The sequence below is a fragment of the Pseudomonas sp. rhizo66 genome (genome assembly GCF_031931925.1).
Taxonomy (GTDB): domain Bacteria; phylum Pseudomonadota; class Gammaproteobacteria; order Pseudomonadales; family Pseudomonadaceae; genus Aquipseudomonas.
Genome location: NZ_JAUJWZ010000025.1, coordinates 46,903 through 60,868 on the forward strand (window position 1 = coordinate 46,903; position 13,966 = coordinate 60,868).

A 13,966-nucleotide genomic window follows, 5' to 3' on the forward strand; every position below is an offset into this window, starting at 1 on the left:
ACGGCAATCACCGCAAATGTCAGCGGGTGTGACCGTTACGCTCAAATCGCAGGCAAGAAAAAACCCGCCGAAGCGGGTTTTTCCAGGCAAGCAGTGCTTACTTCACATTGCTTGGGGTTGGGCCTTCAGCCACACCCAGGTCATCTTCTTCACGCTCGTCGGAGATACCGCGACCGCCCGAGGCCAGCTCGGTTTGCAGCTGATCGGTATCCAGTTCCTTGACCCACTTGGCAACCACGATGGTGGCTACTGCGTTACCAACCAGGTTGGTCAGTGCACGGGCTTCGGACATGAAACGGTCGATACCAAGGATCAGCGCCAGACCGGCCACCGGCAGGTGACCGACCGCCGACAGGGTCGCTGCCAGCACGATGAAGCCCGAACCGGTCACGCCAGCCGCGCCTTTGGAGGACAGCAGCAATACCAGCAGCAGGGTGATCTGGTGGGTGATGTCCATGTGGGTATCAGTCGCTTGAGCGATGAACACGGCCGCCATGGTCAGGTAGATCGAAGTACCGTCGAGGTTGAACGAGTAACCGGTCGGGATCACCAGACCCACTACCGATTTCTTCGCGCCCAGACGCTCCATCTTGATCAGCATGCGTGGCAGTGCCGATTCCGACGAGGATGTACCCAGTACGATCAACAGTTCTTCACGGATGTAACGCACCAGCTTGAACACGCTGAAACCGTGAGCACGGCAGATCGCACCCAGCACCAGCACAACGAACAGGATGCAGGTGATGTAGAAGCAGATCATCAACTGGCCCAGTTGCACCAGCGAGCCGACGCCGTAGGCACCGATGGTGAAGGCCATCGCGCCGAAAGCACCCAGCGGCGCCAGCTTCATGATCATGTTGATGATGTTGAACATCACGTGGGCGAAGCGATCGATCATGTCCAGCAGCGGACGACCGTACGAACCCAGGCGATGCAGGGCGTAGCCGAAGATCACCGAGAACATCAGCACTTGCAGGATGTCACCGGTGGCGAACGCGCCGACGATGGTGTTCGGGATTACATTGAGGAGGAAACCGACAATGCTCTGGTCTTTACTGGCCGTCACATAAGTGGCGATTTTCGAGGCATCCAGAGTGGTGACGTCGATGTGCATGCCGGCGCCCGGTTGCACAACGTTGACCACGATCAGACCGATCAGCAGGGCAATGGTGGAAACGATTTCGAAGTACAGCAGCGCGTAGCCGCCGGTCTTGCCCACGGATTTCATGTTCTGCATGCCGGCGATGCCGCTGACAACGGTACAGAAGATGATCGGGGCGATGACCATTTTGATCAGTTTGATGAACCCGTCACCCAGCGGCTTGAGGGCCACACCGGTCTGAGGGTAGAAGTGACCAAGCAGGATGCCGATGGCGATGGCAACGATCACCTGGAAATACAGGGATTTGTACAGTGGCTGACGAGTCGTCATTGCAGGTTTCCTCAAGCGTTCCGCGTGACAACATCCATCTGTTGGCCGCGAAACCTTAATTGCGAACCCTCCTGCACTGGAGGGATTTGTTGTTGGAGCAGCATTTTCCATCAGGGCCAAACGCACGCTTCTGTGGCTTGTATCGCAAACCTCGTGCCACTTTGGTGCGATTGCCAGCAAGCCTTTTGATATCAGGGATTACAGGTGTACGAATGTCACCGTCCAGTGACTCAAGTGTGGCGGATTTCCGCCAACTCGCTGCTTCTCGTCCTGCAATTTGGCGGAAATCCGCCTTGTAGGGGTGTCCAGGCGCCGGCTACCATCCGGCGCCTGAGGAAGGATCTGCCGCTTATGCGCGAACGCACCATCGCCAGTCATTTCGCCCGTGCCGCCCTCGGTGGCGCGCGCCGCCTGGGTTTTGATTATTCGCAGCTGCTGTCGCAACTGGGCATCAGCCCGGAATTGCTCGACGAACCCCGCGCACGCATTGCTCCGGAACAATTCACCCGGTTGATCCAAGGCCTGTGGCTGGCGCTGGACGACGAGTACCTGGGTTTCGGCAACGCACCCAGCAAACCCGGCAGTTTCGCCATGATGTGCCATGCCTCGATTCACTGCCGCAATCTGGAGAAAGCGCTGCAACGCGGTTTATTGTTCTATAGCCTATTCCCCGAAGCCCCACGCCTGAGCCTCACCCGCGAAGACGAATGGGTGCGCCTGAGCCTCGACGATTCACAATTGTGGGACCCGGATCACTTTCTCACCGAAAGTTTGCTGGTGATCTGGCATCGCCTCGGCAGTTGGCTGATCGGCCAGCGGATTCGCCTCGAACAAGCGAGCTTCAGCTATCCGCGCCCCGAGCATGGGGCTGAATATGACCTGCTGTTCCCCTGCCTGCTGACCTTCGGCACCGAGCAAAGCAGCCTTTTATTCCACAGCCGCTATCTGTCTATGCCGCTGTTGCAGGACGAACGCACACTCAAACATTTCCTCGAACGTTCCCCCGCCGACCTGCTCTCACGCCCGGACGAAGGCGACAGCCTGAGCAGCCGTTTGCGCCGTTTGCTCAGTCGCGACACGGCACACTGGCCGGATCTGGAAGCGGTGGCGGCGCACTTGCACATCAGCCCGCAAACGCTGCGCCGGCATTTGCGTGAAGAAGGCAGCAGTTTTCAGGAATTGAAGGATCAGTTGCGGCGGGATATCGCCATTTATCATTTGGGCCGGGCGGATCTGTCGTTGCAGCAGATTGCCGAGCAGTTGGGGTTTTCCGAACCGTCGGCGTTTCACCGGGCGTTCAAGAAGTGGACGGGGCTGACGCCGGGGGCTTATCGGGCGCAGGAGCAGTGAGGTACAAAAATCAAAAGCCCCTCACCCTAACCCTCTCCCGGAGGGAGAGGGGACTGATTGGGGGACGCTCAATAAATCCGCCGACCTGCAAGCTCTCTATTGAATTCATATTCGCTGCAAATCGCTCAGGTCGATAATTTTCCAAAGACACTTCGGTCAGTCCCCTCGCTCTGAGCGGGAAGGGACTGATTGGGGGATGCTCGGTAAATCCGCCGACCTGAAACTTCGCTACCGATTCCATAATCGACTGGCTATTTCAGGTCGATGGATAACGCCAGACACCTCGGTCGGCTCCCTCTCCCTCTTGGAGAGGGCTGGGGTGAGGGCAGCTCGCAATCACACCGCCGGAAAATGAATCCTGAACGCCGCCCCACCCATCGGCGAATCCCCCAGAGCGAGTTTGGCGTTGTAGCTTTCAATAATGTCCTTGACCACCGCCAGCCCGATCCCTTGCCCCGGATGCTGGGCATCCAGTCGCTCACCGCGCTCAAGAATCCGCGCACGCTGATCCGGCGGTACGCCCGGGCCGTCATCTTCGACACACAGTTCGATCCCGGCCAGGGTCTCGCACACGCTGATGCGCACTTCGCCCAGGCACAGGCGATAGGCGTTTTCCAGCAGATTGCCCATCATCTCCAGCAACGCCCCCTGCTCGATCGGCACATAACAATGCTCCGGCAGATCGAACACCACCCGCACATGTTTATCACGGTAAACCTTGTCCAGCGTATCGCAGAGGCTTTTGAGCACCGGTTGCAAGCGCACTTGATGTCGCACCAGCCCGCTTTTGCGCAAGCTGGCCCGTTGCAGTTGGTAGCTGATCTGCTGGCTCATGCGTTCGATCTGGCTTTGCAGCACCCAGGCCTGATCGCGTTCTTCGGGACGTTGCGCCATGTCTTCGCTGACGCCTTGCAACACCGCCAACGGCGTTTTCAGGCTGTGCGCCAGGTCATCGAGGGAATCGCGATAGCGGCTGCGCTGTTGACGTTCGCTGTGCAGCAAACGGTTGAGCGAACCGGTCAGACGCAGCAGTTCACGCGGGTGTTGTTCAGTCAGACTCTCACGAGTGCCACCTTCGATTTCATCGAGTTCCTGACTGAGCCGGCGCAGGGCTTTGAGGCCCCAGGTCAGGCCGATCCACAACAGCGCCAGCAGCACGAGTAATGCAGCGCCGAAGCCCAGATAGAGATTTTCACGCAGGCCTTCGAGGGTGGTTTCGTACTCGCGCACTGGTTGCAGGGCGACGATGCTGAACGCCGCGCTTTTGCCGCCGAGCAGTTTGACTTCGACGTCATAGACGAAGAATTCCTGGCCGTTGCTTTCGCGGATCCGCGCAAACTCGTTACCGAGTCCGTCATAGCGCGGCTTGTAGTTGATCTGCTCTTCCTGGGTGGCTTTCGAGCGCCACACCAGATGCCCTTCGCGGTCATAGATGTAGCCGAGCAAACGGAAGTCGGTGAGGTTGAAGCGCTCATCCGGCAGTTGCGTCGGCATCACCAACCGACCGTTTTCGATGCGTGCAGCCGAGATCAGCGTGGTGACATCCGAGGCCAGCCGCTGCTCAATGGAATCCTGCAAGGCCAGGCTGAACGCGCCTTGCATTGCCGGCAGCAAGGCGAGCATGAACAACACCGCCAACGTGGTGGCGGCGAGCATCAAGCGAACGCGAAGGGAACGAATCAAGTGCAGCGCTCATTGAACAGGTAGCCGAGGCCGCGCACGGTGTCGATCGGCTTGAACCCGGCCGGGCCTTCGAGCTTGCGCCGCAGACGACCGACCAGCACTTCGATGACATTTGGATCGCGCTCGTCGTCGTCCGGGTAGAGTTGCTCCATCAAGCGATCCTTGGGCACCACTTGCTGGTGATGGCGCATGAGGTATTCGAGGATGCGGTATTCGTAAGCGGTCAGCGCCAGCGGTTGCTCGTCAAGGCTCGCCTGTTTGCGATTGAGGTCGAGCAGCAGCGGACCGGCGACGATGGTCGACTGGGTGAAACCGCTGGAACGGCGCAGCAAGGCATTCAGGCGCGCGTCGAGCTCTTCGAACTGGAACGGCTTGACCACGTAATCGTCGGCACCGGCGGCAAGGCCTTCGACCTTGTCCTGCCAGTTGCCGCGCGCGGTGAGGATCAGGATCGGGAAGGTCTTGCCGGCCGCGCGCAATTGGCGAATCAGGTCGAGACCGCCCATGCCCGGCAGGCCGAGATCGATCACCGCCAGGTCGAAGTTGAACTGTCCGGTCTGGTACAGCGCCTCTTCGGCATTGGCCACGGATTCGACAACGTGGCCACTTTCCGTCAGGCGGGTTTGCAGGTGATGGCGCAACAGCGCTTCATCTTCGACGACCAACAGTTTCATAACACTCTCCCGGGTAAATCAGAATCTCCAGTCACACACCTGTGGGAGCGAGCCTGCTCGCGAAGGCGATGGCTCAGTCGACCTCTCATCGACTGAACCGGCGCTTTCGCGAGCAGGCTCGCTCCCACATTGAACCTGCTGGCAACGCCTTAGAAATTGTAGTTAGCCGACAGGTAAGTCTGGGCACTGCTGTTCAGATCCAGCGAGCCTTGCTTGCTGCCACCGCTTTCTTTCATTTCGGTGCTGGCGTTGCTCATCAGGTAACGGTAACCGAGTTCGACCGAGGTGTTTTGCGAAACTTGCTGCAATACCCCGAACTGGCCGCCGACGGCGTAACCGATGTCACTGTCGCGGCTGTAGCCTGGCGAATCCTGGGTCAACTTGGTCAGACCGGCCGTGGCACCGCCGAACAGCTTGGTGCTGCCGCCCACCGGGTAGAACAGATCGTAGCTGCCCAGCAGGTTTTCCTGACGCAGTTTAATGCCATTGTGCGAGCCTGACACGTTGTCGTAGGTGGCGTAGTAGCGACCCTGACTGTTTTGCTGACCGAGGCGTACGCCGTAGGTGTTGTTGCCGTCGATGGCGCCGGTGGCGTTCGGGTGGTCGAGGTTATTGTTCAGTGAGTGGGACTTGTCGATCTTGTCGCTGGTCTGGCCGAAGGACAGGCCGGCGAAGTTGGAAGTGGTATCGGCCTGGGCCGCGATACTGGCGCTCATTACGGTCAATGCCAGCAACAGTTTGTTAAAAGTCATGGGTATTTCCTCTTTCACAGTGCTGTTTGGGTATGGCGCAAGGTTACTGACCCTCCCCTGTACCGCCCCTGAACCGTCTCTGAACCTGACCTGAACCAAATGAACTAGGCTGTTTTGACCCTTTACTGTCAGGAGACTCGACCATGCGCCTGTTCCTCGCCCTTACTTTGCTGGCTGTCAGCAGCCTCACTCAGGCTGCGATCAAGACGGAAGAAATCCCCTACCAGAGCGCCGACGGCACGAAACTGATCGGCTACTACGCCTACGACGACGCCGTCCAAGGCAAACGCCCGGGTGTCATCGTGGTGCACGAATGGTGGGGGCTGAACGACTACGCCAAGCGCCGCGCGCGCGATCTCGCCGCACTCGGTTACAGCGCTCTGGCGATCGACATGTACGGCGAAGGCAAGAACACCGAGCACCCGAAAGATGCGATGGCGTTCATGCAGGCAGCGACGCAGGATGCGGCGGCTTCCAGCAAGCGCTTCGAGGCCGGGCTGAATTTGCTGAAGAAGCAGCCGCAGACCGACGTCAACAAAATCGCCGCCATCGGTTACTGCTTCGGCGGTGCGGTGGTGCTGAACGCGGCGCGCCAAGGAGAGCCGCTGGCGGGCGTGGTGAGTTTCCATGGCGCGCTGGCGACCAAAACCCCGGCGACGCCCGGCAGCGTAAAGGCGAAGATTCTGGTCGAGCATGGCGCGCTGGACAGCATGGTCACTGCCGACAACGTCACTGCCTTCAAGTCAGAAATGGACAAGGCCGGGGCTGACTACAAGTTTGTCAGTCTGAAGGGTGCCAAGCATGGTTTCACCAATCCGGATGCCGATCGCTTGAGCCATGGTGAACACGGTGGCCCGGACATCGGGTACAACAAAGCCGCAGACGAAATATCCTGGGCGGACATGAAAGCGTTCTTCCAGAAAATCTTTAGCTAACCGCGCCCCCCCTGCAGGAGCTGCCGAAGGCTGCGATCTTTTGATCTTGATGTTTATAAGAGCAAGGTCAAAAGATCGCAGCCTTCGGCAGCTCCTACACGGGTGGGCACTGGTCAGTGTTGGCGCTAACCGGCAAAATGCCCGCCATGAATCTCACCCCCGCCCTCCCCGCCTGCTGCACCGCGCTCGACAGCCACTGGCCGTTGCCAACGGTATTGCCCGACACCGTGCTGCTCAGCACCCATTTCGACCCGACCCGACTGCTTGGCGATGACTTTCAGCACAGCGCCGTCGTTGCGCCGCCGAGCATTCAGCGCTCGGTGGCCAAACGTCAGGCGGAATTTCTCGCCGGGCGGATTTGCGCCCGCGCGGCGTTACAGCAACTGGAAGGCAGCAGCGTTGTGCCGGCGATCGGTGAAGACCGCGCGCCGATATGGCCCGCGCACATTTGCGGCTCGATCACCCACAGCACCGGACGCGCAGCAGCGATTGTCGCCAACAAGCAACACTGGCGCGGTCTGGGCATGGATCTGGAAAACCTGCTCGACACCGAACGTGCCGAGCGGCTGGCTGGGGAGATTCTGACGCCACCTGAAATGCAACGCATGACGGCCGCCTCGCGGGATCAGTTGGCGCTGTGGGTGACGCTGACGTTTTCGGTGAAGGAAAGTCTGTTCAAAGCGCTGTACCCGATTGTGCAGAAGCGCTTTTATTTCGAGCACGCTGAAGTGCTGGAGTGGACTGAAGCGGGTCAAGTAAGGTTGCGGCTGTTGACGGACTTGTCGGATGAGTGGCGTAACGGCACTGAACTGGAGGCGCAGTTCGGCGTGCACGGTGGGCAGTTGTTGAGTCTGGTCAGCATTCAGGCCTGAAATCTTTAGCGCCTGTCCGGGCCTCATCGCTGGCAAGCCAGCTCCCACAGGTTTCTGTGTGAACCTTGAAACTGTGCTCACCACGGTCACTGTGGGAGCTGGCTTGCCAGCGATGGGGCCAGCACAATCACCGCAAAGAATTACCGGCGTTCCTGATTCCTCGGCCAACTCAGGCTGAAACAGGCCCCGCCCAGACTCTTGCTCTTGCCAATGATCGCCCGGCCGTCGTGCCAGTGAATGATCCGCCGCACAATCGACAAGCCCAGGCCATGCCCGCCCGACGCCCGCGTACGGCTGTCATCGAGGCGCAGAAATGGAGTGAAAATCCGCTCCCACGCCACTTCCGGCACGCCCGGCCCGTCATCCTCGACATCGACGCGGCAGCGCAATTGCCCGACCTGATAACTGACCGTCACCTTCGAACGCGCATGGCGCATCGCGTTGCTCACCAGATTCTGCAGCGCCCGATGCAGATAACGCGGCTCGGCTTCGACCCAGGCATCATCGTTATCCGCCGCAGACAGGCACAAACCACGTTGCACCGTGACTTCGGCGCGCAACGGCGCCAGCTCTTCAATCACCTGATTGACCAGCGCATCCAGATCGATGCGCTGGAAGGTCAGCGCCGGCGAACCCTGCTCCAACCGAGCATAGGTGAGCATTTCATCGACCAGTTTATCGAGGTCTTCGATGTCGTGATCCATGCCTTCGCGGTACTTCTCCAGCGCTTGCGGGGTGGTCGCCGAACCGATCATTTCCAGACCGAAACGCAGACGCGCCACCGGCGTGCGCAATTCGTGGGACACCGCACGCACCAGTTCACGCTGGATCGCCAGCAGTTGCTGCAAGTGCTCGGCCATGCCGTTGAACGCCGACGCCAGACGCCCGACCGAGTCGGCACCGCGCGCCGGCACACGGGTTTCCAGGCTGCCCTTGGCAATCCGCGTGGCCGCCGCTTCGAGGCCGCGTAAACGCCGTTCGAGCTGGCGCACCAACAAATAAACGATGAGGCCGATCAGGGTCAGGCCGAGTGCGGCGATCAGTACCAGCCATTCCGGCGGGTATGGGTTCATCTGATACAGCGGGCCGATTTCCAGCACCCACGGCGTGCCGACCATGCCAGCGAATACGCGGATCGAATCGCCGCCCTTGCCCAGCGCCATCACCGTGTCGCCTTCGGCCACGCGGCGGCTCTGGTCTTCGTCCATGTCGGCGTCATTCACCGTGACCAGCCGCAGATCGAAACCGAAACCCTTCTCTTGCTTTATCTGCGCGAGGCGCTTGGGCTGCTCGGCGACCGGCACGCGCACCAGTTCATCGGCCAGCAGGTAAATGGTTGCGCGGGCCAGTTGCTCGCTGATCTGCTGCACTTCCCCCACCAGCACAAGCTGTTCCTTGTCGCTGACCATCCGGTAAACCTTGGCCGCATGCGGTCCGGTCTGTTCGACCAACGCCTGCCCCCGTTGCACGCGAGTGCGCTGGGTCAGATCGAGATCGGTCTCGGCAAACTTCTTCAGCGCCAGCGGAATCCCCAGCAAACGCTCCCACACCAGCAACGCACGATGGCGCTCGGTTTCATTCATCGGCTGCAAGTTGTCGGCCATCAGCGAGAACGTGCCGTGGGCCAGCCGTTCGCGATACTGCTCGCTGCGCACCTGGTTGAGCAGATTGAGCGCCAGCACGCCGAGCACTGCCACCAGAATCAGCGCTGCGCACATGCCGCCGTAGATGCGCAGGAAGATCGAGTTCACAGCGGCAGGTCTACACAGGCTTCGGGAACAAACAGATAACCTTTGCTGCGAATGGTCTTGATCAGGCGTGGATGGTCGGGGTCGTCGCCGATTTTCGGGCGGATGCGCGAGATGCGTACATCGATCGAGCGATCCTGGCCGTCGTAGCCGATGCCGCGCAGGGCGGTGAAAATTTCTTCCCGGGACAGGATCCGCCCGGCGTTGGACACCAATAGCCAGAGCAGGTCGAATTCGGCGCTGGTCAGCTCGATGCCGTTGTCGCACAGCCACGCTTCACGCAAGGCGTTGTCGACCACCAACGGGCCGAATTGCAGTCGCCGGGATTTTTCGGCGAGCGGTTCAGGTGTGTCGCTACGGCGCAGCAACGCTTGAATGCGCGCCAGCAACAGCCGTGGGCGCACCGGTTTGCACACGTAATCGTCGGCACCGAGGTCAAGGCCCTGAATCTGATCGGCATCGTCAGTGCGTGCGGTGAGCATCAGAATCGGCCCGTCATACTGATCACGCACCTTGCGACAGATGCTCAGGCCATCTTCGCCGGGCAGCATCAAATCGAGGATCACCAGATCCGGCTGCTCCTTGATGATCCGCGCCGCCGCCAGCGCCCCGTTGCCTTCGATGTCTACGCGCAGTCCATTGGCTTGCAGGTAGTCGCGCGTCAGTTCGGCCAGTCGCTGGTCATCCTCGACGATCAATACCTGAAAGGCTTGTTGCTCCACCGGTGACCTCTGCTTTCTATTGTTATTAATAAAGGAAGACGATTGCCCGAATCCGCACGATGCCCTGTAGGAGCTGTCGAGTGAAACGAGGCTGCGATCTCTTGATCTTGCTTTTCAAGATCAGGCTCAAAAGATCGCAGCCTCCGGCAGCTCCTACAGGGGTACGCGATATTTAGCGTGATCCTCCCGCCCTTTTGTCATGTTTCTGGAGGATAACAATGCCTGCACATGGGCCGATTGTATAAACGGCGTACAGCCAGAACACAAGTCGGTAAATGCGTTCGGACAAGGCAGTTTTTTGTGATAGGGTTCGCGCCCTTAAAAATCCGCTGAAGCGTTTTTCCCGGTGAAAAAACAGTGACAGACGGTCTAGCTCAGCAGGTTCGCGGCCTACACGGGAATTCCGGATTTCTTACACAATTTACGCACAGGTTTATCCACAGCTAGTACGTTGCAAGCACCCGTGAAACGCATTATCTTGTAGCACGGCGCAGGGATAGACCCTACATATAGGGTTTTCCGCTTAAACGCCCAACCACATTTCAGACCTGAAACTCAAGCGATTTATTGCCGGTTTCCGGTTGAACCAAGCAAGTTTTTCAAAGCCCAAACCGCACTTGCGGATGGCATCGTTTTTCAGGTTGGAAACGACCGGAACGGTACGGGTGTTGCAGTCATTACTGTCACCCGGGAAGGAATCCGGCTCGAGCCCTGGCTCGCGGCCAAAAACTTCGGCAAGGATGCGGCGTCATTAGCCTTTTTCCTACTGATCCGAAGTTGTTATGCCCGACGCCCGTCGGTTGTAGTGCTTCGGACCAGAACGGTGAGCACCATGATGGTGCCCAAACAAACATAGAGAATGTGGAGATCACCCCCCATGCAAACCGACACAACTCGCGAGAACCCGCAGGGCACCTTGCCGCAGGCCGCTGATTCGACTTCGGATCTGGCAGCCACCGCGCCTGGTCAACTGCGCGTGATCAAGCGCAATGGCACTGTCGTTCCTTACACCGATGACAAGATCACCGTCGCTATCACCAAAGCGTTCCTCGCAGTTGAAGGCGGCACCGCTGCCGCTTCGTCGCGAATTCATGACACTGTTGCGCGCCTGACCGAACAAGTCACCGCGACCTTCAAGCGTCGCATGCCATCGGGTGGCACCATCCACATCGAAGAAATCCAGGACCAGGTCGAACTGGCCCTGATGCGTGCCGGCGAGCAGAAAGTTGCGCGCGACTACGTGATCTACCGTGACGGTCGTTCGAAAGAACGCGCTGCCCACGCGCCGGCCGAAGAAGCAGTCAACGCTCACCCGTCGATCCGCATCACCCGTGCCGACGGCAGCCTGGCGCCGCTGGACATGGGCCGCCTGAACACCATCGTCACCGAAGCGTGCGAAGGTCTGGAAGAAGTCGACGGCGACCTGATCCAGCGCGAAACCCTGAAAAACCTGTACGACGGCGTGGCCCTGACCGACGTCAACACCGCCCTGGTGATGACCGCCCGTACCCTGGTTGAGCGCGAGCCGAACTACTCGTTCGTGACCGCCCGCCTGCTGATGGACACCCTGCGTGCCGAAGGCCTGGGTTTCCTCGGTGTGGCCGAAAGCGCCACTCACCACGAAATGGCCGACCTGTACGCCAAGGCACTGCCGGCTTACATCGCCAAAGGTATCGAGTTCGAACTGCTGAACCCTGTGCTGGCCTCCTTCGACCTGGAAAAACTGGGCAAGGCGATCAACCACGAGCGTGATCAGCAATTCACCTACCTGGGCCTGCAAACCCTGTACGACCGTTACTTCATCCACAAGGATGGCGTGCGTTTCGAACTGCCGCAGATCTTCTTCATGCGCGTAGCCATGGGCCTGGCGATCGAAGAGAAGCAGAAAGAAGACCGTGCGATCGAGTTCTACAACCTGCTGTCGTCCTTCGACTACATGTCGTCGACCCCGACCCTGTTCAACGCCGGCACCCTGCGTCCACAGCTGTCGAGCTGCTACCTGACCACCGTGCCGGATGACCTGTCGGGCATCTACCACGCGATCCACGACAACGCCATGTTGTCGAAATTCGCCGGCGGCCTGGGCAACGACTGGACGCCTGTTCGCGCTCTGGGTTCGTACATCAAGGGCACCAACGGCAAATCCCAAGGCGTTGTGCCGTTCCTGAAAGTAGTGAACGACACCGCAGTAGCCGTTAACCAGGGTGGCAAGCGCAAAGGCGCTGTGTGTGCCTACCTGGAAACCTGGCACATGGACATCGAAGAGTTCATCGAGCTGCGCAAGAACACCGGTGATGACCGTCGTCGTACCCACGACATGAACACTGCCAACTGGATTCCTGACCTGTTCATGAAGCGCGTCTTCGATGACGGCAAGTGGACCCTGTTCTCGCCATCCGAAGTGCCGGACCTGCACGACCTGACCGGTAAAGCCTTCGAAGAGCGCTACGAGTACTACGAAGCCCTGACCGAATACCCGGGCAAGGTCAAACTGTTCAAGACCATCCAGGCCAAAGACCTGTGGCGCAAAATGCTGTCCATGCTGTTTGAAACCGGCCACCCATGGCTGACCTTCAAAGACCCGTGCAACCTGCGTAGCCCGCAGCAGCACGTCGGCGTGGTTCACAGCTCGAACCTGTGCACCGAAATCACCTTGAACACCAACAAGGACGAAATCGCTGTCTGCAACCTGGGCTCGATCAACCTGCCGAACCACATCGTTGACGGCAAGCTGGACACCGCCAAGCTGCAACGCACCGTGAACACCGCTGTACGCATGCTCGATAACGTGATCGACATCAACTACTACTCGGTGCCGCAAGCGAAGAACTCCAACTTCAAGCACCGTCCGGTCGGTCTGGGCATCATGGGCTTCCAGGACGCTTTGTACCTGCAGCACATCCCTTACGGTTCCGACGCTGCCGTCGAGTTCGCCGACAAGTCGATGGAAGCGGTCAGCTACTACGCGATCCAGGCGTCCTGCGACCTGGCTGACGAGCGCGGTTCGTACGAGACGTTCCAGGGTTCGCTGTGGTCCAAAGGTATCCTGCCGCTGGATTCGCAACAGATCCTGATCGAGGCTCGTGGCCAGAAGTACATTGATGTCGACCTGAACGAAACCCTGGACTGGGCACCGGTTCGCGCCCGTGTACAGAAAGGCATTCGTAACTCGAACATCATGGCCATCGCACCGACCGCGACCATCGCCAACATCACCGGCGTCTCGCAGTCGATCGAACCGACCTACCAGAACCTGTATGTGAAATCGAACCTGTCGGGCGAATTCACCGTGATCAACCCGTACCTGGTTCGCGACCTGAAAGCTCGCGGTCTGTGGGACTCGGTCATGATCAACGACCTGAAGTACTACGACGGTTCGGTTCAGCAGATCGAGCGCATCCCGCAAGAACTCAAAGAGCTCTACGCGACCGCGTTCGAAGTGGACACCAAGTGGATCGTTGACGCCGCCAGCCGTCGTCAGAAGTGGATCGACCAGGCCCAGTCGCTGAACCTGTACATCGCCGGCGCCTCGGGCAAGAAGCTCGACGTGACCTACCGCATGGCCTGGTACCGTGGTCTGAAAACCACTTACTACCTCCGTGCCCTGGCCGCGACCAGCACCGAGAAGTCGACCATCAACACCGGCAAGCTGAACGCTGTTTCCAGCGGCGGCAACCACGGCGACGATTCGGTTCTGGCAGCTCCTGCCGGTCCAGCTCCAGTGCCAAAGGCTTGCGCCATTGACGAGCCGGATTGCGAAGCTTGCCAATAAGCTGAGCTGAGTCAGGCGTTGCGAGA

At 59.3% G+C, this 13,966-nt stretch carries 10 protein-coding genes; 4 read left to right on the forward strand and 6 right to left on the reverse strand.

Annotated features, from left to right (window positions below; translation table 11 throughout):
- Positions 1–97: 97 nt before the first annotated feature.
- Positions 98–1,432, reverse strand: coding sequence for a dicarboxylate/amino acid:cation symporter (locus tag QZR14_RS24995; protein WP_130929328.1), 1,335 nt, complete (start codon positions 1,430–1,432; stop codon positions 98–100).
- Between the two features lie 351 nt (positions 1,433–1,783).
- On the opposite strand from QZR14_RS24995, the gene QZR14_RS25000 reads away from it, so the two are divergent.
- Complete coding sequence (locus QZR14_RS25000; RefSeq protein ID WP_311998011.1) at positions 1,784–2,782, forward strand: AraC family transcriptional regulator; 999 nt, start codon at positions 1,784–1,786, stop codon at positions 2,780–2,782.
- A gap of 336 nt (positions 2,783–3,118) precedes the next feature.
- On the opposite strand, the gene QZR14_RS25005 is transcribed toward QZR14_RS25000, so the two are convergent.
- From QZR14_RS25005 to QZR14_RS25015, 3 genes are all read right to left on the reverse strand, one after another.
- Positions 3,119–4,465, reverse strand: coding sequence for an ATP-binding protein (locus QZR14_RS25005; protein WP_311998012.1), 1,347 nt, complete (start codon positions 4,463–4,465; stop codon positions 3,119–3,121).
- On the reverse strand, positions 4,462–5,139 hold the full coding sequence (locus tag QZR14_RS25010; protein ID WP_093442145.1) for a response regulator transcription factor: 678 nt from the start codon (positions 5,137–5,139) through the stop codon (positions 4,462–4,464). Before QZR14_RS25010 ends, QZR14_RS25005 begins: the two co-directional genes overlap by 4 nt.
- Positions 5,140–5,288: 149 nt before the next feature.
- On the reverse strand, positions 5,289–5,891 hold the full coding sequence (locus tag QZR14_RS25015) for a porin family protein (protein ID WP_250605922.1): 603 nt from the start codon (positions 5,889–5,891) through the stop codon (positions 5,289–5,291).
- A 143-nt stretch (positions 5,892–6,034) separates the two neighbouring features.
- Between QZR14_RS25015 and QZR14_RS25020 the strand changes: the two genes are divergently transcribed.
- Together QZR14_RS25020 and QZR14_RS25025 are read left to right on the forward strand one after the other, a co-directional pair.
- On the forward strand, positions 6,035–6,826 hold the full coding sequence (locus QZR14_RS25020) for a dienelactone hydrolase family protein (protein WP_311998013.1): 792 nt from the start codon (positions 6,035–6,037) through the stop codon (positions 6,824–6,826).
- Positions 6,827–6,972: 146 nt separating this feature from the next.
- Positions 6,973–7,698 carry a 4'-phosphopantetheinyl transferase family protein gene (locus tag QZR14_RS25025; protein WP_311998014.1) on the forward strand — a complete coding sequence of 242 codons (726 nt, stop codon included), beginning with the start codon at positions 6,973–6,975 and terminating at the stop codon, positions 7,696–7,698.
- 140 nt (positions 7,699–7,838) lie between these two features.
- Here QZR14_RS25025 and QZR14_RS25030 read toward each other — a convergent pair whose 3' ends face one another.
- Both QZR14_RS25030 and QZR14_RS25035 read right to left on the reverse strand, forming a co-directional pair.
- A complete protein-coding gene (locus QZR14_RS25030; RefSeq protein WP_123453378.1) occupies positions 7,839–9,449 on the reverse strand; it encodes an ATP-binding protein in 1,611 nt (536 codons plus the stop codon).
- On the reverse strand, positions 9,446–10,168 hold the full coding sequence (locus tag QZR14_RS25035) for a response regulator (RefSeq protein WP_311998015.1): 723 nt from the start codon (positions 10,166–10,168) through the stop codon (positions 9,446–9,448). The genes QZR14_RS25030 and QZR14_RS25035 overlap by 4 nt, the downstream gene beginning before the upstream one ends.
- Before the next feature lie 877 nt (positions 10,169–11,045).
- On the opposite strand from QZR14_RS25035, the gene QZR14_RS25040 reads away from it, so the two are divergent.
- The gene (locus QZR14_RS25040; protein WP_123453382.1) at positions 11,046–13,940 is read left to right on the forward strand and encodes a ribonucleoside-diphosphate reductase subunit alpha; all 2,895 of its coding nucleotides are present in this window, start codon (positions 11,046–11,048) and stop codon (positions 13,938–13,940) included.
- Positions 13,941–13,966 lie beyond the last annotated feature (26 nt).

Excerpts from the sequence above, each read along its gene's own strand:
- QZR14_RS25040 (WP_123453382.1), top strand. The coding sequence starts at position 11,046 with ATGCAAACCGACACAACTCGCGAGAACCCGCAGGGCACCTTGCCGCAG.
- QZR14_RS25020 (WP_311998013.1), top strand. The coding sequence starts at position 6,035 with ATGCGCCTGTTCCTCGCCCTTACTTTGCTGGCTGTCAGCAGCCTCACT.
- QZR14_RS24995 (WP_130929328.1), bottom strand. The coding sequence starts at position 1,432 with ATGACGACTCGTCAGCCACTGTACAAATCCCTGTATTTCCAGGTGATC.
- QZR14_RS25010 (WP_093442145.1), bottom strand. The coding sequence starts at position 5,139 with ATGAAACTGTTGGTCGTCGAAGATGAAGCGCTGTTGCGCCATCACCTG.
- QZR14_RS25015 (WP_250605922.1), bottom strand. The coding sequence starts at position 5,891 with ATGACTTTTAACAAACTGTTGCTGGCATTGACCGTAATGAGCGCCAGT.
- QZR14_RS25000 (WP_311998011.1), top strand. The coding sequence starts at position 1,784 with ATGCGCGAACGCACCATCGCCAGTCATTTCGCCCGTGCCGCCCTCGGT.
- QZR14_RS25025 (WP_311998014.1), top strand. The coding sequence starts at position 6,973 with ATGAATCTCACCCCCGCCCTCCCCGCCTGCTGCACCGCGCTCGACAGC.